At 54.2% G+C, this 24059-nt stretch carries 27 protein-coding genes; 16 read left to right on the plus strand and 11 right to left on the minus strand.

All coding sequences use genetic code 11. The annotated features are described in order from the left end of the window. Positions 1–9: 9 nt before the first annotated feature. The 8 genes from nifN to ACFQ1T_RS12480 form a co-directional block, all read right to left on the minus strand. Positions 10–1434: a nitrogenase iron-molybdenum cofactor biosynthesis protein NifN gene (gene nifN, locus ACFQ1T_RS12445; RefSeq protein ID WP_379077234.1), complete on the minus strand. Its 1425-nt coding sequence runs from the start codon at positions 1432–1434 to the stop codon at positions 10–12. A gap of 13 nt (positions 1435–1447) precedes the next feature. Continuing rightward, entirely contained in the window at positions 1448–2878 is a 1431-nt protein-coding gene (nifE, locus tag ACFQ1T_RS12450) for a nitrogenase iron-molybdenum cofactor biosynthesis protein NifE (protein ID WP_379077237.1), read from the minus strand. An 884-nt stretch (positions 2879–3762) separates the two neighbouring features. Then, positions 3763–4101 carry an ISC system 2Fe-2S type ferredoxin gene (gene fdx, locus ACFQ1T_RS12455; RefSeq protein WP_379077240.1) on the minus strand — a complete coding sequence of 113 codons (339 nt, stop codon included), beginning with the start codon at positions 4099–4101 and terminating at the stop codon, positions 3763–3765. Further along, positions 4098–5972: a Fe-S protein assembly chaperone HscA gene (gene hscA, locus ACFQ1T_RS12460; protein ID WP_379077243.1), complete on the minus strand. Its 1875-nt coding sequence runs from the start codon at positions 5970–5972 to the stop codon at positions 4098–4100. The genes fdx and hscA overlap by 4 nt, the downstream gene beginning before the upstream one ends. Positions 5973–6018: 46 nt before the next feature. Further along, on the minus strand, positions 6019–6342 hold the full coding sequence (gene iscA, locus ACFQ1T_RS12465; protein ID WP_275357062.1) for an iron-sulfur cluster assembly protein IscA: 324 nt from the start codon (positions 6340–6342) through the stop codon (positions 6019–6021). Between the two features lie 16 nt (positions 6343–6358). Beyond that, positions 6359–6721, minus strand: coding sequence for an iron-sulfur cluster insertion protein ErpA (gene erpA, locus ACFQ1T_RS12470; RefSeq protein WP_194747283.1), 363 nt, complete (start codon positions 6719–6721; stop codon positions 6359–6361). Between the two features lie 9 nt (positions 6722–6730). Further along, a complete protein-coding gene (gene iscU, locus ACFQ1T_RS12475) occupies positions 6731–7150 on the minus strand; it encodes a Fe-S cluster assembly scaffold IscU (protein WP_379077247.1) in 420 nt (139 codons plus the stop codon). 10 nt (positions 7151–7160) lie between these two features. Continuing rightward, positions 7161–8405, minus strand: a complete 1245-nt coding sequence (locus ACFQ1T_RS12480) for an IscS subfamily cysteine desulfurase (protein ID WP_379077250.1) — start codon at positions 8403–8405, stop codon at positions 7161–7163. 394 nt (positions 8406–8799) lie between these two features. Between ACFQ1T_RS12480 and nifA the strand changes: the two genes are divergently transcribed. Then, positions 8800–10413, plus strand: coding sequence for a nif-specific transcriptional activator NifA (gene nifA / locus ACFQ1T_RS12485; RefSeq protein ID WP_379077252.1), 1614 nt, complete (start codon positions 8800–8802; stop codon positions 10411–10413). 25 nt (positions 10414–10438) lie between these two features. On the opposite strand, the gene ACFQ1T_RS12490 is transcribed toward nifA, so the two are convergent. Continuing rightward, entirely contained in the window at positions 10439–11386 is a 948-nt protein-coding gene (locus ACFQ1T_RS12490) for a hypothetical protein (protein WP_379077255.1), read from the minus strand. 134 nt (positions 11387–11520) lie between these two features. Then, on the minus strand, positions 11521–11820 hold the full coding sequence (locus ACFQ1T_RS12495; RefSeq protein WP_379077258.1) for a HigA family addiction module antitoxin: 300 nt from the start codon (positions 11818–11820) through the stop codon (positions 11521–11523). Positions 11821–12081: 261 nt separating this feature from the next. On the opposite strand from ACFQ1T_RS12495, the gene nifB reads away from it, so the two are divergent. The 14 genes from nifB to ACFQ1T_RS12565 are packed head-to-tail and all read left to right on the plus strand — an operon-like array spanning position 12082 to position 20650. Then, a complete protein-coding gene (gene nifB / locus ACFQ1T_RS12500; protein WP_379077261.1) occupies positions 12082–13641 on the plus strand; it encodes a nitrogenase cofactor biosynthesis protein NifB in 1560 nt (519 codons plus the stop codon). A gap of 24 nt (positions 13642–13665) precedes the next feature. Beyond that, complete coding sequence (locus ACFQ1T_RS12505) at positions 13666–13884, plus strand: 4Fe-4S binding protein (RefSeq protein ID WP_194747276.1); 219 nt, start codon at positions 13666–13668, stop codon at positions 13882–13884. 13 nt (positions 13885–13897) lie between these two features. Next, a complete protein-coding gene (locus ACFQ1T_RS12510) occupies positions 13898–14290 on the plus strand; it encodes a HesB/IscA family protein (RefSeq protein ID WP_379077265.1) in 393 nt (130 codons plus the stop codon). A gap of 26 nt (positions 14291–14316) precedes the next feature. After that, complete coding sequence (locus ACFQ1T_RS12515) at positions 14317–14838, plus strand: hypothetical protein (RefSeq protein ID WP_194747274.1); 522 nt, start codon at positions 14317–14319, stop codon at positions 14836–14838. After that, the gene (locus ACFQ1T_RS12520) at positions 14831–15691 is read left to right on the plus strand and encodes a 4Fe4S-binding leucine-rich repeat protein (RefSeq protein ID WP_379077268.1); all 861 of its coding nucleotides are present in this window, start codon (positions 14831–14833) and stop codon (positions 15689–15691) included. Before ACFQ1T_RS12515 ends, ACFQ1T_RS12520 begins: the two co-directional genes overlap by 8 nt. Beyond that, positions 15669–16010 carry a nitrogen fixation protein NifZ gene (locus ACFQ1T_RS12525; RefSeq protein ID WP_194747273.1) on the plus strand — a complete coding sequence of 114 codons (342 nt, stop codon included), beginning with the start codon at positions 15669–15671 and terminating at the stop codon, positions 16008–16010. The genes ACFQ1T_RS12520 and ACFQ1T_RS12525 overlap by 23 nt, the downstream gene beginning before the upstream one ends. Then, positions 16007–16291, plus strand: coding sequence for a nitrogen fixation protein NifZ (locus ACFQ1T_RS12530; RefSeq protein ID WP_194747272.1), 285 nt, complete (start codon positions 16007–16009; stop codon positions 16289–16291). The genes ACFQ1T_RS12525 and ACFQ1T_RS12530 overlap by 4 nt, the downstream gene beginning before the upstream one ends. Before the next feature lie 17 nt (positions 16292–16308). Continuing rightward, on the plus strand, positions 16309–16650 hold the full coding sequence (locus ACFQ1T_RS12535; RefSeq protein WP_194747271.1) for a DUF3024 domain-containing protein: 342 nt from the start codon (positions 16309–16311) through the stop codon (positions 16648–16650). Further along, positions 16647–17813 (plus strand): cysteine desulfurase family protein, encoded by a 1167-nt coding sequence (locus tag ACFQ1T_RS12540; RefSeq protein WP_379077272.1) that lies wholly within the window; start codon positions 16647–16649, stop codon positions 17811–17813. The genes ACFQ1T_RS12535 and ACFQ1T_RS12540 overlap by 4 nt, the downstream gene beginning before the upstream one ends. A 21-nt stretch (positions 17814–17834) precedes the next feature. Continuing rightward, positions 17835–18041: a putative nitrogen fixation protein NifT gene (gene nifT, locus ACFQ1T_RS12545; protein WP_194747269.1), complete on the plus strand. Its 207-nt coding sequence runs from the start codon at positions 17835–17837 to the stop codon at positions 18039–18041. Between the two features lie 11 nt (positions 18042–18052). Further along, positions 18053–18319, plus strand: coding sequence for a hypothetical protein (locus ACFQ1T_RS12550; protein ID WP_194747268.1), 267 nt, complete (start codon positions 18053–18055; stop codon positions 18317–18319). A 1-nt stretch (position 18320) separates the two neighbouring features. Further along, complete coding sequence (locus ACFQ1T_RS12555; protein WP_379077276.1) at positions 18321–19502, plus strand: DegT/DnrJ/EryC1/StrS family aminotransferase; 1182 nt, start codon at positions 18321–18323, stop codon at positions 19500–19502. 34 nt (positions 19503–19536) lie between these two features. Continuing rightward, positions 19537–20409 (plus strand): SIR2 family protein, encoded by an 873-nt coding sequence (locus tag ACFQ1T_RS12560; protein ID WP_379077279.1) that lies wholly within the window; start codon positions 19537–19539, stop codon positions 20407–20409. 10 nt (positions 20410–20419) lie between these two features. Beyond that, positions 20420–20650, plus strand: coding sequence for a zinc ribbon domain-containing protein (locus ACFQ1T_RS12565; protein ID WP_379077282.1), 231 nt, complete (start codon positions 20420–20422; stop codon positions 20648–20650). A 107-nt stretch (positions 20651–20757) separates the two neighbouring features. On the opposite strand, the gene ACFQ1T_RS12570 is transcribed toward ACFQ1T_RS12565, so the two are convergent. Then, complete coding sequence (locus tag ACFQ1T_RS12570; protein WP_379077285.1) at positions 20758–22821, minus strand: putative bifunctional diguanylate cyclase/phosphodiesterase; 2064 nt, start codon at positions 22819–22821, stop codon at positions 20758–20760. A 257-nt stretch (positions 22822–23078) separates the two neighbouring features. On the opposite strand from ACFQ1T_RS12570, the gene ACFQ1T_RS12575 reads away from it, so the two are divergent. After that, positions 23079–24056, plus strand: coding sequence for a methyl-accepting chemotaxis protein (locus ACFQ1T_RS12575; protein ID WP_379077288.1), 978 nt, complete (start codon positions 23079–23081; stop codon positions 24054–24056). Positions 24057–24059: the final 3 nt, after the last annotated feature.

The raw sequence follows: 24059 nt of genomic DNA on the forward strand, positions 1-24059 counted from the left end.
TACGCGGGGTTAACTGAAATGCACAGTGCTTTCTAAATGCATGTCGCTTGCGCTGTGGCAACTGCCAGCAGGCGTACAACTGTTGCAGCCAGTGGCGGCACCAGCCTCGCTTGCTGGTGCGGGATACCAGTGATCAGGGGCTGGTTCATGGCTCTGTGCCAGAAAGGTGTTGGCCAGTTCAAATGCCAGATCACGCGTGCCCCGGTAGCCCACGCTAATTTTGTGTGCGGCGCCGATACGGTCAAAAGTCGGAATGCCGATACGGATAAAAGGCAGATGCAGGCGCTCGGCCAGTTGCCTGCCGTGCGAGTGGGTGAGCAGCAGGTCACAGTCTTGTGCCAGCACTTCCAGATCTTCCAGATCACCGATTTGCACCTGTTCTATAGGCAGTTGCGCCAATAACGGCGAGTGAGTGGTGGTCACCGCGCGCAAGTCACAGCCCATCTCTAGCAAAAACTGGCCGTAGCTCCACAACATGTCGGGTTCGGCACCGATAGCGACGGTTTTGCCGCCAGTATAAAAATGCGCATCCAGCATGGCGTCCTGACACTGGCTGCGCTGGCGGCGCAGTTTCATCGGCACGGGGGTGCCGGTGAGTTCGGACAGGCATTGCACAAAGTCATCACTGGCGGCCAGTCCGGTCAGCCGCTCAAACAGACGGTAGGGGACGCCACATTGGGCTTCCAGCGCCTGCGCTGCCGGGCGCATCTGCTCGCCGATAGCGAGCGTATAGCGTGCCGTGCCCAAGGTCTGTAACTGCTCCAGCGTGGTGCCGCCCAAGGTAGTCGGTGTAAAGTCGTCCGGGATATGGCCATCCAGCGAGCCAGAAATATCGGGCACTATCACCGCCTCCAGCCCGAACAGTTCGACAATGTCGCGAATTTCCTGCAAGTCGCCCGGTGTTAAATGGCTGCCAGCCAGCACATTGACGCGGCGCGCATGGCGCACGCTCACAGGTTGGGCAAAGTGCTGCACTATTTTCAGCACCGCCTTGCTCCAGCCATCCTGAAACGCGCCCACGTAGTCAGGCGTCGATACATACAGGATATGCATGTCAGCCAGCTCGGGGTGTTTTTGCGCAATCAGCTTGAGATAGGCATCCACATCATCGCCCTTGGTTTCGGTCAGCCCCGTAGAGGCGATGCCGAGGATGGAGGGCTGGTTGCGTTTCCAGATATTGACGATGGTCTGCTCGATATTGTCCATGCCACCAAGGATGGTGGTGACCTCGCTCATGGCCGTGGTTTGCATGGGGATCATTTCGCGGAAATGCCGCACAAACAATACCAGCCCGAATGAAGTACAGCCCTGCGAACCATGCAGGGTAGGCAGGCAGTGCTGCAAGCCCATAAAGGCCAGCGCCGCGCCTATCGGTGCGCTCATCTTGAGCGGGTTGACGCTACAGGCTTTACCGGGGTTGAGTACTTGTGCCATGGTCTTGTTCCCTTCAGGCCGCGATGTCGCCGCTGGTCAGTGGCGGCTCATCGCTGCTGACCGCCGTTTCCCACGGCGCTGGTTGCCGCACCTGTTGCCACACCGGGTGATACAGCGATTGCGTGATGTTTTTGACCAGTTCCACCATGCCCACATAGCCCGCATACGCATGGTGACGTTCCTGGTTAATATCCAGCCACGGCATTTTGGCCTTGAGCGCCACAAACTGGCTGCGCCCACCCGAGAGCATGATGTCGGCCTTTGCTTCCTTGAGCATGGCATACATATCGCGTGGCCGCATGTCGTCTATCATGTGGGCATCCTCGCCCATGATTTCCTTGATCTTTTCCTTGTCTTCCTCGGTGGATTTTTTGACGCTGGTGCCCACCACCTCCATGCCTGCTTCCTGTAAGGCTGACACCACAGACCAGGATTTGACCCCGCCGGTAATCAGCAACACACGCTTGCCACTCAGGCGTAATTTGTAATCTGCAATCGCCGCCCAGGCGCGGGCTTCCTCGCGTGCAATAAGCGCTTCGGTACGCGTCATCAACTCGGCATCCGCCCCTTGCTGTATCAGCAGGCGGGCAATCTGGCGCAAGCTGTCGCTCATGTCGCCAATGCCGTAAAACGAACCTTCAAAAAACGGAATGCCATAACGCTCTTCCATCTTGCGCGCCACATTAATCATGGCCTTGGAACACACCATCATTGCCGCCTTGGCGCGGTGTGATTGCGCAACCTCGTGATATTTTGCATCGCCAGAGATACAAGCCAGCACGCGGATACCCAACTCATCCAGCAGTGGTTTGACCTGCCATAACTCCCCGGCCAGGTTATATTCGCCAATAATATTAATGTCGTACGGCGTGGTGTAATCAGGCTCCTGCGTGCCGATCACATGCGCTAGCAAGGCCTCACCCGCCAGCTTGTTGCCCAGGTTTTTTGGTCCGGCAAAGCCAGGTGAATTGACTGGGATCACCGGCTTGCCAAACTTTTCGCTGGCTTTCTTGCACACAGCCTCAATGTCATCGCCGGTCAGTGCAGGCACGCAGGTCTGGTAAACAAACACCGCAGGCGGGTCATATTTGGTGATGATTTCTTTAATCGCCTTGAACAACCGTTTTTCACCACCATAAATCACATCCAGTTCGTTCATGTCGGTGGTAAAGCCAGTTCTATAGAGACTGGAATCAGAGGACTTGGCGCCACGGTTATCCCAGGAATTCCCCTCACAGGCAATCGGCCCATGTACCAGATGCGCGACATCGGTAATCGGCTGCAAGGCGATCTTGGCACCATCAAACGCGCAGCCACCGGCGGCAGCACCAGGCGTCAATTGCTTGGTACAACCTTTCTTGCGTGCTTTTTCATCCTTGGCCTGATTTTTATCGCAGCCGGGTTCATTAAACACGTCCTGAATTTTTTCGTTCAAACTTGCCATGACAAGACACCTTTGGAGTTCTTGTTGTGGTTATTGCAAGGAATGTGCCACGCTGTTTATGTGTTTTAACTGTATGAATTTAAAGAACATTATTTTAAGTTATTGAATGTCGGAAAGCAGACAAATGCGACAATCGGTGTGGTGATAGATGGCATGTTGTAGGGTGGGCATGGATGCCCACGCGGAGGATTGTTTGTTGTTTGTGATGTTCTTTTTCGCCTCTCAGCGAGTTACTTTTCTTTGCTTGCACAAAGATAAAGTAACCAAAAGAAAGTGCACCCCAGCTTCCGCTTGTTTCCTGCGTTGCTCGTCAAAATAAGCGCTCGCAGAACTCATCCTAGCGGCCTGCACAAATCGCAGTCCACCGCGGGATTCGGACAGCCGCTCGCTTGATCTTATTTTGCCTGCGCTACTCGGCGCGGCAGATGGGGACCCCGAAAACCAGATTGGCGCAACGGTCCGTGGATTGAATAAAGGAATTGCTGTTTTTCAACGGTTCAAACTTCAACGATGCGAGTTTGGTGAGATAAATCCCATTCCATCGCGCTGAGTAGCGGAAACAAAGTAAGGAAGAAGGGAGCGACTGTCTGAGTCCCGCAGCAGCTCACGTTTTATGTGAGCTGCCAGGTCGAGTTTCGTGACCGCTTACTTTGTTGAGCAACGCAAGGGAGCCGAAGGCCGTGATGGCTGGGTGTCGTCCTCTTTGGTTACTTTCTGGGGGACAAGCACCAGAAAGTGACTCGCCTAGAGGCGAAAAAGAACATTGCAAACAAAAATCAATCATCCGCGTGGGCATCCATGCCTCCCTAAAGCTACGATAATCAATTAAACAGTCAGCAGAATAACGTTTTTACACCGTCATCCAGCTTAAACAGCAAAAGTCCTCAATCCATCTCTCTGGCATGATTCAAACTGTATTTCGGCAAAGCAATCGTCAACGCTTCACTGCCTATTTTCACCTGGCAAGCCAGTCTGGATTGCGGCGTTAATCCCCAGGCTTTATCCAACTGGTCTTCTTCCTCATCACTGGCAGCTGCCAGGCTGGCATTACCCTGCTGGATGATCACATGGCAGGTGCTACAGGCACACACGCCGTCGCAGGCATGTTCAAGTGCGATGCCTGCATTGAGCAGGGTGTCGCACAACACTTTGCCTGGTTTGGCTTCAATCTGCATACCTTGCGGGCAGAGTTCGGGGTGGGGGAGGATGGTGAGTTGGGTCATACGGTCAGGCTTTCCAGATGCTGGCCTGTGAGTGCCTGCTGTATGCTTTGGTCCATGCGGCGTGCGGCAAAGCTGGCGGAGGCATTGTTGAGGGCTTCGGTGGCATGGCGTAGGTCTTCGACTTTGTTGCTGTCACCCATGATCAGGGTTTCCGCCAGCGCGTAAATATGTTGCCAGATATGGTCCCATTCTGCTTTGCTGAGCAGGTTGTGGCCGTCTTCGGCCATGGCGGTTTCGGTGGCGTCCAGCAAGCGTCTGGCTTCCACCTGGGCTTCGCGCAAGGCGCGCATGCGCTTGTCGTGTTCGGCGTGATCGACACCCGCACGCAGCAGGCGGGTGATCTCGTCTTCGCTCAGGCCGTAGGAGGGCTTGATGCTGATTTGCGCAGCGACGCCGCTGGTTTGCTCTATGGCAGAGACCGAGAGCAGGCCGTCGGCATCGACCTGGAAGGTGACGCGGATACGGGCGGCGCCGGCTACCATGGGCGGGATGCCGCGCAGTTCGAAGCGGGCCAGCGAGCGGCATTCGGCCACCAGTTCGCGTTCGCCCTGAACCACATGAAAGCTCATGGCGGTCTGGCCGTCTTTAAAGGTGGTGAAATCCTGCGCGCGTGCCGTGGGCAGGGTGGCGTTGCGCGGGATGATTTTTTCGCTGAGGCCGCCCATGGTTTCCATGCCCAGCGACAGCGGGATGACATCCAGCAGCAGCCATTCCTGGTCTGAGCGGTTGCCTGCCAGCGCATTGGCTTGCATGGCGGCACCTAGCGCCACCACCTGGTCGGGGTCGAGGTTGGTGAGCGGTGGCTGTTTGAAAAAATCGGCCACGGCTTGCCGCAGTTGCGGCATGCGGGTGGCGCCACCGACCAGCACCACACCCTGAATGTCGTTTGTTTGCAAGCCTGCATCACGCAGTGCACGGCGCACCGGACTAAAGGTTTTGGCCAGCAGAGGCTGGCTCAGCTCAAAAAACAGTTCGCGGCTGAGGATGGCGTGGATGTCGCCGTGGCTGGACAGGCTGCAACGGAGTTCGGTGCTGCCCTGGCTGGTCAGGCGCTCTTTGGCCTGACGGCATTCATTGAGCAGGCTGCGCATGTCAGCAGCGTCTAACGTGTGCAATTGCAATGTGCTACACAGCCACTGGTAGATGGCGAGGTCAAAATCATCGCCGCCCAGGGCTGAATCACCACTGGTGGCCAGTACCTCAAATACGCCACGGTTCAAGCGCAGGATAGAAAAATCAAAGGTGCCGCCACCGAGGTCGTAGACGCAATACACGCCTTCAGCGGCGTTATCCAGCCCGTAAGCAATGGCGGCGGCAGTCGGCTCGTTAAGCAGGCGCAAGACATTGATACCGGCCAGTGTGGCGGCGTCCTTGGTGGCCTGACGCTGGGCATCGTCAAAATAGGCAGGGACAGTAATCACGGCGCCGGTGAGTTCACCGCCCAGGCTGTGTTCGGCGCGTGCACGCAACACTTTGAGGATGTCGGCAGAAATTTCGACCGGGCTGCGCACCCCGGCCACGGTCTCCAGTTTGACCATGCCCGGGCTGTCTACCAGGCGATAAGGCAACTGCCCCAGGTGTTGTATGTCTTGCAGGCCGCGTCCCATCAGACGCTTGACCGAGACGATGGTGTTGCGCGGGTCACTGGCGGCGGCAAACTTGGCCTCCCAGCCCACGGTGGTCTCAGCCACCTGATAGCGCACCACCGAAGGCAGCAGGTGGCGACCATGGTCATCGGCCAGTGCCACACATTCGCCACTGCGCACGGTGGCCACCAGCGAGTTGGTGGTGCCGAGATCTATGCCGACGGCCAGTCTGTGCTGGTGGGGCGCTGCACTTTGCCCCGGTTCTGCAATTTGCAACAGTGCCATAGTCACTCCTCAGAATACGCTGCGCGGGCATGCCCCGCTGTGAAACTTAAACGCTGAAACTCTCGCCGCAGCCACAGTTGGCCTTGGCATTGGGGTTGCTAAACTTAAAGCCTTCGTTGAGGCCTTCTTTGGTGTAGTCCAGTTCGGTGCCATCGAGATAGACCAGGCTGGTTGGGTCTACCAGCACCTTGATGCCATGGCTTTCAAAAATCTGGTCTTCTTCACGCGCTTCATCCACAAATTCCAGCGTGTAGGCCATGCCGGAGCAGCCCGAAGTTTTAACACCGACGCGCAAGCCGAGGCCCTTGCCGCGGCTTTCCAGGAATTTTTGTACACGCCCGGCGGCGCTGGGGGTAAGGGTAACAGTCATGTTCGACTCCAGTGGTTTATACCGAGAACGAGCTGCCACACCCACAGGTGGAGGTGGCGTTAGGGTTGGTAATGACAAAGCGCGCGCCTTCCAGGCCTTCCTGGTAGTCTATGGTGGCGCCCATCATGTATTGAAAGCTCATGGCATCTACCAGCAGCGACACCCCGGCTTTTTCTACCACCATGTCGTCTTCGGCGACCTGGTCATCAAAGGCAAAGCTGTACTGAAAACCGGAACAGCCGCCACCGGTCACGTACACACGCAGCTTGAGGCTGGGGTCACCTTCTTCGGCCAGCATTTCGCTCACCTTGCCGGCGGCATTGTCGGTAAAAATAATCGGGGTCGATAAAATGTCGTCACTCAAAACGGCTTCAGTCATGTCAGGCTCCTAGGCGTGGGGCTGGCAGGCGTCGTACTCGCCCTGTTCCAGCCCGTTTTTGTTGCGATAATCGGAAATGGCGGCGCGGATGGCATCTTCGGCCAATACCGAACAGTGGATTTTTACCGGTGGCAAGGCCAGCTCATCGGCAATATGGCTGTTCTTGATGTCCATGGCCTGATCCAGGGTTTTTCCCTTGAGCATCTCGGTCACCAGCGACGACGAGGCAATCGCCGAGCCACAGCCATAGGTTTTGAATTTGGCATCCTCAATTACCCCCTCGGCATTGACCTTGATTTGCAGCTTCATGACGTCGCCGCAGGCCGGTGCGCCGACCATGCCTGTGCCCACATCCTCGGCATTCTGGTCAAAACTGCCAACATTGCGCGGGTTTTCATAATGGTCGATGACCTTGTTGCTATAAGCCATATGTGTCTCCTTAAATAGCCGCCGCGCTGGGTTCGCGGTGCGATTCGGTGCCGTGCACCCAGCTCACGGAAGATAAATCAATGCCGGACTTCACCATCTCCCACAGCGGCGAGAGTTCGCGCAGTTTGCCGATCTTGGCGCCGATGAGCGCAATGGCAAAGTCCACGTCCTGCTCGGTGGTATACCGGCCAATCGAAAAGCGGATAGAGCTATGCGCCAGTTCGTCTTCGCGGCCAATGGCGCGCAACACATACGAAGGCTCCAGGCTGGCCGAGGTACAGGCGGAGCCGCTAGACACAGCCAGTTCCTTGATCGCCATCATCAGCGACTCACCCTCAACGTAGTTAAAGCTGACATTGAGGTTATGCGGCACACGCTGCTGTAAATCGCCATTGAGGTAAGACTCCTCAATCTGTGACAGGCCTGCCCAAAGGCGGTCACGCAGCAAGCGGACGCGGGCGTTTTCTTCTGCCATTTCAGCCCTGGCAATGCGGAAGGCTTCGCCCATGCCGACAATTTGGTGTACCGGCAAGGTGCCGGAACGGAAACCGCGCTCATGCCCACCGCCATGCATTTGGGCCTCAAGGCGTATCCTTGGCTTGCGGCTGACAAAGAGCGCGCCTATGCCTTTGGGACCATAGGTTTTATGCGCGGAAAAACTCATCAAATCGACAGGCAGCGCTTTGAGGTCTATCACCACCTTGCCGGTGGCCTGGGCTGCATCCACATGAAAAATCACATTGTTTTCACGGCAAATTGCGCCCAGCGTGGCGATGTCCTGGATCACGCCGATTTCGTTGTTGACCAGCATGACAGAGGCCAGCACGGTATCTGGCCGGATCGCTGCCTTGAAGGCTTCCAGATCGACCAGGCCGTTTTCCAGTGGTGATAAGTAGGTGGCGCTAAAGCCCTGGCGTTCCAGTTCGCGCACGGTATCCAGCACCGCCTTGTGTTCGGTGGTCATGGTAATGATGTGCTTGCCCTTGCCGCTGGCATAAAACTGCGCTGCGCCCTTGATGGCGAGGTTGTTGGATTCGGTGGCGCCAGAAGTCCAGACGATCTCTCGCGGGTCGGCATTGACCAGGGCGGCGACCTGTTCACGTGCTTCTTCCACAGCGGCTTCAGCTTCCCAGCCATAAGGATGGCTGCGCGACGCCGGATTACCAAACAGCTCGGTGAGGTAGGGAATCATTTTTTCCGCCACGCGTGGATCGACGGGCGTCGTAGCAGAGTAATCAAGGTATATCGGTTTCATACAATCAACCTGACAAAAGGTGGGTTCAGGCTAGCTTGAGCAAGCTCTGTGCCATGCCGGGCTGGATTGATTTAACCTTTTGATTTATATGTTAATTTATTGAATTCATGACCAAGCTAACAATGGAGGCTTGTCGTGTTTGTCGTGAATGCGACAAACAAAGCAGAGATATTGTTGTAAGGGTTGTTGCATTGTGCAGGTAGGCAGTTCACCTGCAACAGGTTGTAACAGTGGCTGAGACTATTTAATTATGTAAAACCTCTTGGTCAAATAGCCGTGAACCCCGTTTTTATCCGGGTTTTGCACCATTCGTATATATCAGCTTCAATGATCATGTACCCCGGCATGAAAATTGCTGAATTCAGCTTAACTCTTCATTTTTCAGGTGGGTATGATGGCGAACTTGTCGGATTCCAGCCACGTGGCACTGGTCACAATTTATGAGATAGGCAAGATACTCAGCTCCTCGCTAGACCTGCAGAAAACGCTGCGACAGGTGGTGAACCTGGTCGCCAACCACTTGGGCATGCAGCGTGGCATGGTCTATGTGCGCGACGATGGCGACAGTTTGCAGGTACTCGCCTCAGTAGGCTTTAGTAAAGAGGAGGTGGCGCGGGCGCGTTTCAGGGTTGGAGAGGGCGTGACCGGCAGAATCTGCCAGATGGGGATGCCTGCGGTGATTCCTGACCTGGTGCAAGAGCCATTATTTTTGAATCGAACTGGTGCGCACCGCTCGGTGGAAGGCATGACCGTCGCCTATCTCGGTGTGCCGATTAAAACCGGGCGTGAAACCATAGGCGTGCTCAGTTTTGAGCGCTTTGCAGAAGACAAGCATGGCCTGTTTGAAGAAGATTTGCAGTTGTTGACCATGGTCGCCAATCTGATCGGACAGACGATTCTGTTAAACCAGCAGGTGACCAGTGATCGCGAACAACTGATGCAGGAGCGTCAGCGCTTGCAGAAAGAGCTGGCAGGCAAATACAGCATAGGCAATGTCATCGGCCAATCCAAACGCATGCGCGAGGTATTTGCCGATGTGCATATGGCAGCGCCTGGTAACAGCACCGTCTTGCTGCGCGGTGAGTCTGGCACAGGCAAGGAGGTGATTGCGCGTGCCATACACTTTTTGTCTTCACGCAAGGACAAACCATTTATCAAGGTCAACTGTGCAGCCTTGACTGAGAGCCTGCTCGAATCCGAACTGTTTGGCCACGAAAAAGGCGCCTTTACCGGCGCCATGCAGGAGCGCAAAGGGCGCTTTGAACAGGCGCATGGCGGCACACTGTTTCTGGATGAAATTGGCGACACCTCGGCGGCTTTTCAGGTCAAATTGTTACGCGTATTACAGGAGCGTGAGCTGGAACGCGTTGGCGGCAACAAAACCATCAAGGTCGATGTGCGCCTGATTTGTGCCACCAACCGCAATCTGGAAGAAGCCGTCAACAAAGGCGAGTTTCGATCCGACCTTTATTTCCGCATCAACGTGATTTCCATCTCGCTGCCAGCCCTGCGCGAGCGACGCGATGATATCCCCTTGCTAGTCGAGAACTTCCTCGGCAAATTCAACAAAGAAAACAGTGCCCGTGTCAGCATCACCCCAGAAGCCATGAACGTACTCAGCAACTGTCACTGGCCGGGCAATGTGCGCGAGCTGGAAAACTGCGTTGAACGCTTTGCCACCATGGCGCGCAGCAATTTGATACGCGAGGTGGATATCCCTTGCCAGACCAACCACTGCCTGTCCTCCACACTGTGGAAATACCAGGCCCAAGGCACCGTGATTCCCATTGCGCCAGTCAATGTCAGCCCGGCCAGCCCACCGCCCCCAGTCGAGTTACCACCACAAGAGGCGGCTGAAGAAATGCCTCTGACCGAGCGTGAACAACTGGTGCAAGCCATGGAAAAAAGTGGCTGGGTACAAGCCAAAGCCGCACGTTTGCTTAATCTGACACCAAGGCAGATGGGGTATGCGCTGAAGAAATACAATATTGAGGTGAAGCGGTTTTAGGCGGTTTGCCATTGAGTAAATAAATTTAAAGCCAGACAGGTGCAGGTTTCCCTAGTGTTTTAGAAAGCTCAAACCCATCTTCTTGCTTATGCGCAACAAACTCCTCGTCTGCAGGCAATAATCCTAATGGGATTGGATTCCGTGCTAAAGGATTGTGTATCAGTGCCGTTGGCTCAGCATTGCCAATGGACTCACCTCCATTGAGATCAAGTGCCCAGATAGCACTAATGTACTGGAATTTTGGATCGGTAAACATTGTGGTGGATATAGGAGAATTATTGTGATTTGGAAACTCGGGGCGATGCTGATGTTGGCCCCCTAAAACTTCTCCGGATATTTTATCTAGTCTAATTTCATAGGGGCCAATTGGGAATACAGCTTCTACTGCAAATGGAGATTGGCTGATTCCAAACAAAGCTGGAAACGGGCCTGAGCGAAGTTGACAACCATTCACGGCAATAATATATGCATCGTTGGCTCCTACTAAACCAGACTCCAGATATCCCTTTTTTGTCATCCCATTTCCCATTAATGCCTCAGCTTTTTTTTGAATGGCGCCTGTCCAGCGAAGAAGGATTTCGCGATGAGGGAAAGCAACGACTCCACTTTCTGCTGATGAGGAAAGCCATTTTTCGGGAACGTTTATTGGTTCAGGGCATATGGCCTCAATCCAAACTTTTCTATTGTCATGCATTAGCAAAAAGTCTGGTCCTTCTCCTACATTCGTTCTCTGATTAAATATAAGTCCTTTTAGACGACGGGCAATTAATGCTTCAGATAAACGAGCCCAGAAATTTTGCTTTATGCTCGAAGTTAACTCCCGCACAAATTGTGAATCCGCCAAACCGGAATCAATAAACTGCTTACATACTGAGATTAAATGAGTTCGCCATGCGATAGCGCGAGGATGCGCGCCAGGAAAGTACAATTCAATTTGTTGTTCAATCAACTGTTTTTCAAGATCTGAACTCATTGTTATGAATCTATATTTACGACGGTAAGATTAGTAAAGGTTACTACGGTCTATATGAGGTTTTTCGACATTACACTAAATACCAATACAGCGTTTTCCACAATAACTTGGGGGCACTGTGAGATTGAAGTTTTCTAAGCAGCTCTTTGGTCCAAAGGTTTTATTTTAGTAAGAATCTCTGCCATCCGCTCCTTTTGGGTTGCGGTTTCATAATCCATTTGTAAGCCAGTCCAAAAGGCATCGTTTAATCCAAAGTATTTGGATAAACGTAAGCCTGTATCAACGGTAATTGCGCGTTTGGCAGCAATAATTTCGGCAATGCGCGCTTGCGAAACACCAATGTCTTTTGCCAGGCGATATGGGGTAATGCTATAAGGTTTTAGAAACTCTTCAAGCAATATTTCACCTGCGGTTGCGTATGAAGCTTTACACATAGGTTTGCTCCCAGCTTGGAACGTTACAAGTGAATGATGCCATAGCCGCGAAAAGACGCAATAGCGGTCAACTAGAATCATTTTCTATCTCAACCGCTGTTAGCAATCCGACAATCCTCTTTCCTCTTTGTCATATAGCTGACAATCCGAAATTCATGTAATCACCCATTTAATCCATTGATTTTTAATGGATTATTTTTTATCTGTCAGATGGCATGCGAATTGCAATACTCCTTGTAAATTCATATTGAGGAGCATGCAATGGCAATTTCGGCAGAAAGCCCAGCGAGCACAAGTCGCTTGCGTCCCTTACCCGGTATTAAGGTGGAAGTGGCTGGTCAGGCGGCTTCCGGTTGTAGTACGACTGGTGGCGAAGGTAAAGCCAGTTGCGGTTCCTCCGATGGTCAGGGGGATATGCCTGCGGAAATCTGGGACAAGGTTAAAAATCACCCGTGCTATTCCGAGGAGGCGCATCACCATTATGCGCGCATGCACGTGGCGGTGGCACCGGCTTGCAATATCCAGTGTAACTATTGCAACCGCAAGTATGACTGTTCTAACGAATCCCGCCCCGGTGTGGTGTCGCAAAAGCTGACGCCGGACCAGGCAGTGAAAAAAGTGCTGGCGGTGGCGAGCGAAATTCCGCAAATGACGGTGCTGGGCATTGCCGGGCCTGGGGATGCATTGGCGAACCCGGCCAAGACCTTTGAGACCTTCCGCCAGTTGCAGGAGCAGGCGCCTGATATCAAGTTGTGCCTTTCAACCAACGGGCTGGCGTTGCCGGACTATGTGGACGAAATTGCCAAATACAACGTGGACCACGTCACCATCACCATCAATATGGTAGACCCGGATGTGGGTGCCCAGATTTATCCCTGGATTTTTTACAACCACAAACGCATTTACGGCCGCGAAGCCGCCGAGATTCTGACCGAGCGGCAAATGCTGGGGCTGGAGATGCTGACTGCGCGTGGCATTCTCACCAAAATCAACTCGGTGCTGATTCCCGGCATCAACGATGAGCACCTGTATGAGGTGAACCGTGCGGTGAAAGCGCGTGGTGCTTTCTTGCATAACATCATGCCGCTGATCTCAGAGGCTGAGCATGGCACTTACTTTGGCCTCAATGGTCAGCGTGGGCCCACTGCGCAGGAGCTCAAGGATGTGCAGGATGCCTGCATGGGCGGCGCCAACCTGATGCGGCATTGCCGTCAGTGCCGTGCCGATGCGGTGGGCCTGCTGGGTGAGGATCGCAGCGATGAGTTTACCTTGGACCAGATCGAGCAGATGGACGTGGTGTATGACATCGAGAAACGCCGCGCTTACCAGGAACAAGTCGAAGCCGAGCGTCAGGCCCAGCACGCCGCCAAGCAAACAGCGCTGTCCGAGCAGGGCGCTGATGATGGCATGAAAGTGCTGGTGGCAGTGGCTACGACCGGTGGCGGCAAGGTCAACCAGCATTTTGGTCATGCCGATGAATTCCAGATTTATGAACTGACTGCCAGCTCGACCACCTTTGTTGGTCACCGCCGGGTGGATTTGTATTGCCAGGGCGGCTATGGCGAGGATGAGCAATTGCCCTCCATCGTCAATGCCATCAACGATTGCCATGCCGTGCTGGTTTCCAAAATCGGTGCTTGCCCACGCGATGAGTTGCTGGCGGCAGGCATAGAGCCGGTGGAGGAGTACGCCCATGAGTTTATCGAAAAAGCCGCTTTGGGCTGGTTTGCCGGGTACAGAGCCCGCGTCGCCAGCGGCGAAATTACCCATATCCCGCGCGGCGATGCCGCGATTCGACAGGGCGCCTTCAAGGCAGCCTGAGCCATCACCTAAAGGAGACCTCACATGGCATACAAAATTGTTACTTCGCAATGTACAGGCTGTTCTGCCTGTGAGCCGGAATGCCCTAACCAGGCCATTTATGAAAAAAATGGCGTGTTCATGATCAAGCCGGAAAAATGTACCGAGTGTATCGGCCATTTTGACGAAGCACAGTGTGTGGCTGCGTGCCCGGTAGACAACACCTGCATTATTGATAATGCCTATCCGCGTTATCAGGCATAAACGGAGAACCGATATGGAACTGACGATCACCCCCAAGGCAGAAAAGTTTATCAGCCGCATGATTCGTTTTAACGGCGGCACAGACCAGCACGGTTTTCGGCTGGTAGTTAGCCCTGGTGGCTGTTCTGGCCTGAGCTCTGAGTTTAGTGTGGAGGCCGCGCCTTTTGTCGGGGATGCCATTGTTGAGGCCAGCGGCGTACGCCTGTTTTTACCCGCTGAATCGCGCATGTTACTGGATGGTGCCGTGGTGGACTTTATGGATAGCCCGATGGAGTCTGGCCTGACCTTTCTCACCCCCAACAGCGGCAGTTGCGGTTGCGGCAGCAGTGGCGGTGGTCATGGCGACCATGCCAGCCATGGTGGCTCGGCGACGGTCAGTATCTCCAGTATCCAGCGGAAATCCTGAGGATTGTCAGCGGGTAGGGTGCGGCTATGGATGCTGACTTTAAACCGGAAGTGCTGGAAAACAGCTGGTTTGCCGAGCGCTACCGCGCCTTGCCTGCTGTGGCTAGCGAGCAACTCCGATTGGCCAGCATTCACTATGCCGACAGCAGCCGGGCCGAAACGCATCTGGTCATGGCGCGCATGATGGCGCCCCACAATCCTGCCGTCAAGGTAGCGGAATACCGTTTTTATTTCTATCAGGCCCGGTTGCAGGAGGCGTTGCGGGTGGCCGAGCAATGTATGGCAATGACGGCGTTGGAGCTCGGTTTTCCGCTCAGTTGGCGGCTTGTCAGTCCGCAACATGGTCAGTTTGAAAGTGATGAACCCGCCCACCGCTTTTATCTATTTTGTCTCAAGGCTTATGCCTATTTGCTGATGCGGCTACAGCGGTTGCAGGCTGGACGGGAGGCGGCAGAAAAACTGATGCAGCTGGATCCGGCCAACAAAGTGGGCGGTCAGTTGCTACTGGATGTGCTGGATCGGGCAGACCGGGAGGCTGAGGATGATTGAGCCCGGATCTATGGATCGCTTGCAGGCAGAAAGACACTGGATGGACAGTGATTTGCCTGCGGTTGACTGGCAGGGTAACGCCTTGTCATGTTCCTCCTGTGAGCATGCGGAATTAAATGCGCAGGGGCTATGCCAGTTGATGCGCAGTTGTGTGCATGACCGTTATGCCAAGCGCATAGACCGTTTTTTTAGCCAGCATCCGGCATTGGCCGTGCGCTATATTGACCACCCCTATTTTGAAGTGCGGGCAGTGGCGGCCAAGTTTCTGGATGTTTTTCACCTGAACCGCCTGGTCAGTGATATGGATGAAACCGTACGTGCCAGCGTTGCTTTGCGCTTGCCGTCACATTTGTTGCACAAACTCATCTATGACCCTGACCGTGAAGTTCGCATCCGGGTGGCTTTGCGCTTACCCGAATCTGAACTGGGCAGTCTGTTGTATGACAGCGATTATTACGTGCGTGTGATCGTGGCACGCCGCATTGCCCCCACACAGCTGTTTTATCTGATGCACGATGCCGATGCCTCGGTACGCCGCGAAGTGGCGGAACGTATCGGCATGGACTGGCTGCCTTTACTGGCAAATGATAGTGCGCAGGAAGTCCGTTTGACGGCCATTCGCCGCTTGCCGGTCGCGATGTTGCCTGCATTCCGCCTGGATGCTGACTGGCGCATCCGTTTTGAAGTGGTGTTGCGCATTGCGCCCGAGTTTTTAGCAGACATGAGCCGCGATAGCGACGAAGCGGTGGCGATGGCAGCTGTCGCCAGGTTACATCCGCATCTGCAAGCCCCTGTCCCGTCCCACCCGAATGAACCTAAGGAGAGTGTCCATGGCGACCAATATCGTACGTGACAGTGATGTGGTCGAACTGGTGAATCCGCCCCGGTTTGACTATGGGCAAAAGGTGCGCTCAAAAAAATATGTGCGCAACGATGGCACTTTCCCTGGCAAGGAAGTGGGCGAGATTCTGGTGAAAAAAGGCGATGTCGGCTATGTCACCAGCATAGGCACGTTTTTGCAGCAGTTTTATATCTATGGTGTGGATTTTTACGAGCTGGGTTACCGCGTCGGCATGCGTGGCAAGGAGCTGGAAGCGGATGCGCCAGAAGATGACGATGAAGACCTGCTGGCCGATGAGGCCGCGCAACAGACAGAGGAGGCATCAACATGACTGAAGTCGTAAACGCAGGCGCCAGTCTCGCCGGGTTTAATCTCAGGGAGCCGCGTACACCGCGCTTTCAGTGGGGGCAGCCAGTGGTGACTCTGGTGGACTTGCTCAATGATGGCAGTTATCCCGACCTCGCCGAAGCCGCCTTGCTGGCCGAGGCCGGGGCGCGTGGCGAGGTGGTCAATGTTGGCATGGTCGAAGACAGTGGCATCCCGGTCTACTTGGTGGAGTTTGCCGATGGCAAGGTCATCGGCGTGCTCGAAGAGGAGCTGGCCCCGGTGTAAGGGGCCTGCACACAGTGATGGCAATGCCGGTCACCTCTCTGTGTCCACACCCCAACGCGGTGGACCGTCTGCGTATCGAAAAACTGCTCGCTGGGCGCAGCCGCTACAAATACGTGGCGGCCACGGTCACGCCCTGTACCGACGGTTATCTGGTGCGCAGTCCGTGCTGTTCGCGCACAGTAGACCCGCAGGGCGGCGAGATTGATATTGCCCGCATTGAATACCAGTCCGGTGATTTCTGGCGCCTGTATCGCAAGGATGATGTCAGGCAATGCTGGCGCGCGCATGCGGAGTTTCACAGTTTGTCCAGCTTGCTGGATGTGCTGATTGCAGATGTGAATCGGGAGTTCTGGCGATGAAATGGCTATATCTGGACCATAACGCAACCACGCAGCCGCTACCGCAAGTGGTGGAGGCCATGCTGCCCTGGCTGAGTACGCACTATGGCAACCCGTCCAGCAGTCATCCGCTGGGGCGCCAAGCGCGCGAGGCACTGGTGAATGCGCGTGCCAGTGTGGCGGCTTTTTTGCAGTCCAACCCGGCCGAGGTGGTGTTTACCAGTGGCGCCACCGAATCCAACCATCTGGCCATCCTGGCGGCTTTGGCCGCCCGGCCCGAGCGGCGGCAGATTGTCACCAGTGCAGTGGAGCATACCTCCACCCGATTACTTCTGGCACAGCTGGCAAAACAGGGCGTGGAAGTGGTGGAAATTGGCGTTGATGCACAGGGACAATTGTCCATGCCGGAGTTGCTGGCAGCGGTGGGGCCGCACACTGCTCTGGTCAGCCTCATGCATGCCAACCATGAAACCGGGGTGATTTTCCCAGTGGCTGAAGCGGCCGAGATCGCCCACCGCCATGGCGCGCTCATGCATGTGGATGCGGCACAAAGTGCGGGCAAACTGCCACTCAATATGGCGGCGCTGGGCTGTGATTTGCTCGGGTTTTCTGCGCACAAACTGTATGCCGCCAAAGGCACAGGTGTGCTCTATGTGAAAAAAGGCCTGAGTCTGCAACCCATGCTGTGGGGCAATCAGGAACGTCACCGCCGCGGTGGCACCGAAAACCTGCCCGGTATTGTCGGGCTGGCCACCGCCTGCGATGTGCTGGGCGGAGACCTTGCCACCCATGCCAGCCGCATGGCGGCCTTGCGTGACCAGTTTGAACAGGCCGTGCTGCAGGCACTGCCCGCCGTCGAGGTCAATGGCGGCGGCCCCAGGGTGGCCAATACCAGCCATCTGTGTTTTGCAGGGTTAAGTGCGGACTCGAGTACAGACCTCAATGGCGAGGCCTTGCTGTTGCGACTGGAAAAACAGGGTGTGCTTGCCTCGCGTGGCAGTGCCTGTAGCGCAGGCGGCAATCAGCCTTCGCATGTGCTGCTGGCCATGGGCCGCAGCGAGCAACAAGCCTTGTGCTCATTGCGTTTTTCGCTGGGCATACACCATACCGCCGCAGACATGCAGCAGTTACTGGCGGCTGTGGTCACCAGCGTCAGACAGTTGCAACTGCAACAGGCCGCCTAACCTCATTTGAAAGGAAACTCGATGAAAGTGATGATACGCCGTACCGAACAGGGCTTGTCGCTCTATGTCCCGAAAAAAGATCTGGAAGAGCCGATTGTCGAACAGGAAAAGCCTGAGTTGTGGGGCGGCAGCGTCAAGCTGGCCAATGGCTGGCTGCTGAGTTTGCCGGAAATGGCCGCCGATACCCGCCTGCCGGTGACGGTAGAAGCGAAACGCATCGGTGAGTAAAGGAGAACAGGATGTGTATTGCTGAACAAACCCTGAACGAGATTGTGACGGCGCTGGGCGATTTTCGTACCGTGACCAGCAACCCGTTGACCATGTTGCGCGAATGCTATCCGGACATCAGCTTTCTGCGCATGGCCGAGCGCGATATGGATGAAGCGCCATACTGTCGCCTGAGTGATTTCAACCTGTATTTGCTGGATACCCGCGAGCACTGTGTCAAACTGACCCGTCAGCTCGAGCATGCCACCGGCATCGTACTCACCCAGCGGGATGCCTGACATGGCCGACCAGGATTATGCGGGCAGTGCCATCACCTTGAGCAGCGCCGATTATGGTGAAGCCGAAGCTGCTGCGATGGCCATGGTCTTGCAGCGCAATGCACAAAGTACAGGTCCGCTTGTCCCGGCGTTTGAACAGGCTTTTGCCAGCTGGCTGGGACGCAAGCATGCCATTGCCGTCAGCAGCAGTACCATTGCCTGCCTGCTGGTGCTGCGGGCCGCTGGCATAGGCAGTGGCGACAGCGTCATTGCGCCCTCGTATAGCTGGCGTCATCTGGCGCATGCCATCCACTGGAGCGGGGCGCAACCGGTGTTGAGCGAGATCGATTACTGGTCGCAAACCCTGGCAGCAGACAAGATTGAAGCTGCCTTGCAGCGGGCACCACAGGCCAGGGTCAAGGCCCTGCTGGTGAATAATACCAATGGTCATCCGGCAGACTGGCAGGCTTTGCGCACCCTGGCACGTGCCCAGCAATGGTTGCTGATAGAAGATGCCAGCGAATCTATCGGCTCGCGTTACCAGGGCCAGCTCACCGGCAGCTTTGGCGATGCGGCGGTGTTTGATTTCAGCCAGCCGTCTGCCCTGTGTTGCGGCAAGGCCGCTATGATCGTCACCGATGATGACACGCTGGCGCTCAAGCTCAGGCATTATCGCCAGCATGGCCATGACGACCAGGCCTCGCTCAGTGCCAGCCTGCGGCCACCGCTGGATGCCGGTATCAGCGAGCTCACGGCTGCATTGGGGCTGATTCAGCTGCAACGCCTGCCGGAGATACTGGCCAAACGCAAACTGGTCGAAGCCTGGTATCAGGCACAGATCTCCAGTTTTGAAGGCATCAAGCCGCCTTATATCGCCCCCGGCGTCGATGAGGTGCACTGGATGCTGTACTGCGTGCATCTGGGCACCCGTTTTTCAGCCAGTAGCCGTGATGCCATGGTCGAAGACATGTCCACCGAACTGGTGGAGGCCGCAGCCTACTGCAGACCCCTGCATTTGCAACGTGCCTATGTCGAGCACTACGGCATGCGCAAGGGGCATTTGCTGGTCACCGAAAAAGTGGCAGACCGCGCCATTGCACTGCCTTTTCATGGCGGGCTCACTGAAGACCAGATTGCCTTTATCGTCAAAACCGCCAAGGACGCCTCCATCAATGTCGGCGCCGGTGCGGCCATTTATCTCTAATCCTGCAAGACTTCGTCATCACAAGGAATACAACATGCCTACGCAACCACTGCCAGAAAGCGAACTGCAAGCCATCCGTCAAAGCCTGAGCGAAGGCAGTGTGATTCCCTATCTTGGGCCTGCCGTGCTGGAACTTGCGCCGACCACCTGCCAGGTGCCCGCCACGCCGGAAGCGCTGGTGGCCATGCTGACCACCAAGGTCAGCGTGCCACACAAAATCCGCAACAATCTGACCGCCGCTGCCCAGTTTATCGAGAACTTCAAGCACCGAAAAACACTGGTCAACCTGATGACGGAGGCCTATGCCGCCGGGGCCAGCCCCAATGCCTTGCACCGCTTTCTGGCCGCTTTGCCCAAGAAGCCTCTGCTGGTGGTGGATAGCTGGTATAGCAATGCCATGGCACAGGCGCTGGCCGGGCAGCACAACTGGGGCATGATACAGGGCGTGTCACAATCCGAGCACCTCGGGCAATGGGTGCACTATGTCGAGCCCGATGGCAACAGCATAGAAGCCAGCGAAGCCGATGCCTGGACCACCGTGCTTTATCAGCCGCTGGGCAGCAACCAGCCCGCACAAAACTATATTATTTCCGATTCTGATTATGTCGAGGTCCTGACCGAAATCGACATCCAGACCCCGATTCCGCCTCGCGTACAGGAGTTGCGCCATGGCGCGCACTTTCTGTTTATGGGATGCCGCTTTAACCACCAACTCACCCGCACCTATGCCAGACAGATTATGAAACGCTCTTCGGCGCAGCACTGGGCGGTAATTGACGGGCCGCTGACTCGCATGGAAGAAAAATTTCTGGCCGAACAGCAGATACGCCGTATCGACCTGCCGCTGGCTGATTTTGTGCACTGGCTGCAAACCGCCGAGCTGGCGCAACCGCTGGTCGCTGCCTGAGGAGCCCGCCATGCCCTTGTACGATTTTCAGTGTAGCCAATGTGGCAAAACTCAAGAGCTGTTGCTCAAACTCAATACCAGTGCGCCCGCCTGCCCGCATTGCGGTGGTACGCTGCAAAAACAAGTGTCCAGACTGGCTGAACCCGGCAAAACCGCTGGCATCATCGCCAGCGCCAGGGCGCAAGCCAAGCGCGAAGGGCACTTCAGCAACTACGCTGCTGCCGAAAGAAAAAAGCTGTGATGCGCCATGCCTAGGGTAAACCTGACCGACGCTCTATATAAGCTTCGCAAAGGGCGCGCGCGTTAACAGTTTTTCTTAGTATCCAGAGTACCTTCACGGAATGAGTTTTACTTGAGCAATACTGACTCAGTGGGGCTGCTGGGGACAGTCACCAGTGTCTTGAAGTTACTGTAAGGCATGGGTTTATAAAAGTAATAGCCTTGCACGAACTTGCACGAAGTGGTGTTCAAAAAGTTTAACTGCTCCAGAGACTCTATGCCTTCTGCCACTACTTCAAAGTGCAGAATTTCGGCCAGTTTGACGATGGCCTTCACCAGCTCGGTATTGTCCAGATGTAAGGGAATGTCGTTCATAAAGGCACGATCTATCTTGATCTGGCTGATTGGGTATTTGGTTAGATAGCTCAGTGAGGAGTAGCCTGTCCCAAAGTCATCCAGCGAAACTGTAATGCCCAGTGATGCGATCTGTAACAGGGTTTTTAGTACTTCTTCATTCTTCTCCAACAGCACAGACTCTGTGATCTCCAGTTTGATCCAGGCCGGATCGCACTGCCAATGGCTTAATTTTTGTTGCAAGCTGTCAAAAAACTGCGGCGCCTGAATCTGGTGCGAAGACAAATTGATTGCAATCGGGATCATGTCAAGTCGGTTCTGATTGATTTCGACGGCATAAGCGATGCCTTGATTCAAAATCCAGTCACCTATCTCCAGAATCTGCCCGTTGCGTTCAGCCACAGGAATAAATTTATCTGGCGGGATAAAGCCTTTGAGCGGATGTTTCCAGCGGATCAAGGCCTCGGCACCGGCAATCCGGTTGTCGCGAATATCCACTTGCGGTTGCAGGTAGATTTCAAATTCCTTGTTTTCAAGCGCATGTGACAGTGCGGCTTCCATTTCAATATAATCAAGAGACTCTTGTAAAAACCCCGGGGCAAAAAACAGGTACTGCTGGAGTGTTTTTTCCGCCTTGGTTGCTGTCAGCGTCGTGTAGGGAATCAATAGCTTGAAGTTCTCAGTATCTTGCGGCAGCTTCATGATGCCGGCAAAGGTCTTGATCTTGATGGTGCGTATGCCCAGTGAATAAGGGGCTTGCAGGCGTGCAATCAGTGTTTCAATTTCGGACACCAGCTTTTTATCATCCCCGCATTCTTCTCTGACCCATAGAAAACTCGAATAGGCGACGCGTGCAATCATGCTGTTTGACACGACTCTTTCTTGTAGTCGTGCCAAAAACTGGTTCAATAGTTCAGTGGTGCTGGCAGGTCCAATAAACTCTGACAGCTCTTCGAGTGACTGTACCCTGATCAGGGTCGCAACGACGGGTTGGTCTGCGGAGAATCGCTGCGGGTAATGGTGCAAAAAGCCCAGTTTATTCAGCACTCCGGTTTCCCTGTCAAACAGCAAGGACTGCTGCAGACGGAACATTAGGCTGTTTTCTTGCACTTGTTGTGGCGGCGTTTGCTTGCCTTCCAGCAAACCATTAATCACACCTATAAACTCATTTGGCTCTGACCCCAACACCACCAGAATCTTTGCATAGGTTTTTTTGCTCGCAAAATACAACACGGCCAGCAGAAGCAGCATGCTGGCCAGATAAATACCGATATTGGTAAATTCAATATATTCCAGTGACTTGAACTCTTGCCAGGTTTGCGAAAGATTCCCGGCCAGTGCGGTGTCCACGCTGTCTATGGTCGCTTTCCCGGCATGAAACAGAGGTGTAAATCGTGTTGTCACTGAGGCTTCTGACTTATCAGTCGGTTGCTGGATGAGTAACTGGTTGAGTTCGTCTTTAAACAGATGGAAGTTGCTCTCTATTTCGTCAATCAAACTGGCATTTTGCGAGTTGATTGCAGGGAGTTGTTTCAACTGCTCCACCTTGTTAGTCAGCACATGGAGTTTGTTCAAGATTTCTGGCAGGACGTGATTGCGCTCATATAAATCCTGCGTTCTGAGCGACTCTCGTACATCGGCAATCAGCATCAGGGTTTCTGTTCTGACCTCGTTCAGCGCCTCCATATTCGGGATCAAGGTATTCATGATCACGCCGCGTGAGAAGTAGGTTTTATGCGTCATCCAGATCAGACAGCCAACGGTCAAGGTAATGCTGATAATCATCATGAAGACGAATTTCAACAAGGTCCGTTTGATGTTGAGTTCCTGCATTTTCATAGCTAATTCCTTGTTTTAACGTGAAAAATTCACGTTGGCGGTTATGCGCCGCTCGTCTCTCTATAACGCCATAAATACCGTAGGCTTTAGGGTTAGTCTCAAGCATTCGATTAGGATAAATAAACCCACGCTTATTAGAGGATTAACGCATCCGTCAGTCTCTTAAAATTGAGCTAAACAAATGTAATTTCATTGGCACTACTGTAAGGATCCCATGAATGCAAAATTATTACGATCACACCTCAAGCAGCAATGATATGCCTGAATTTCACAATGAGGAATTACAGCAGTTGTGCCAATCGGTGCTGCCACTATGGGCAGATCAGATCCATGCTGCAAAAACACTGACCAGTAGCTCGATTGATGAGTTAAGTGCCAAGTTTGCAGGATTGTCGCAAAGCGTACGTGCGGTCACCAGCCATGGACAATCGCAGAGTAATGCGCAATTGCTTGAATTACTCAATTTAAGCCAGGATCAGTTAGCCATGGTGATTGCCTTGCTCAAAAACAGCATCGAAGAAAAGCAGACGCTGCTAGAGGCCGTTTCAACTTTATCCAGTTATACCAAAGAACTGTTGGATATGGCAGATATTGTCACTCGCATCGCCAAGGAAACCGGGATGGTCGCTGTCAACGCTGCGATTGAAGCAGCGCGTGTCGGTGAGCGCGGCCGCGGGTTTGCTGTGGTGGCCGATGCAGTGAAAAGACTGTCCTCAGATGCCGGCCGTACCGGCTCGCATATTTCTGAAACCGTGAATCGTGTGTCGCAAGCGATTAAAAATGTATCGCAAGTTTCAAAAGAGTTTGAAAAGAAAGATGCGCAAACCCTGGTGGAGGCCGAACAGATTGTGAATACGGTACTGGATAAATTTGGCCATACCGCGAATGAAGTGGTCGCAGAGAGCCAGCAGATGGTTAAAGAAAGCCAGCATGTGGCACAAGAGATTGATCACGTGTTGTTTTCATTGCAGTTTCAGGATCGTGTCAGTCAAATGCTAAGCCACGTTCAGCAGGATATCGAAAAACTGAATCAGCGCGTGGACGATGTGAATGGACTGGGCAGTGTTGATGAATGGTTAAAACAATTGAAGTCCACTTACACCATGCGTGAGCAAACTCAGATCCACGACAAGCGATCCAGACCAACTGTTGCTGCCAGCAAAAAATCTTTCACTGCGAGTGCCGCGCCACCGGCCAGCACCAGCAACGATGCAGATGACATCACTTTCTTTTAAACG

The organism is Methylophilus glucosoxydans (assembly GCF_042676145.1).
In the GTDB taxonomy this organism is placed as follows: domain Bacteria; phylum Pseudomonadota; class Gammaproteobacteria; order Burkholderiales; family Methylophilaceae; genus Methylophilus; species Methylophilus glucosoxydans.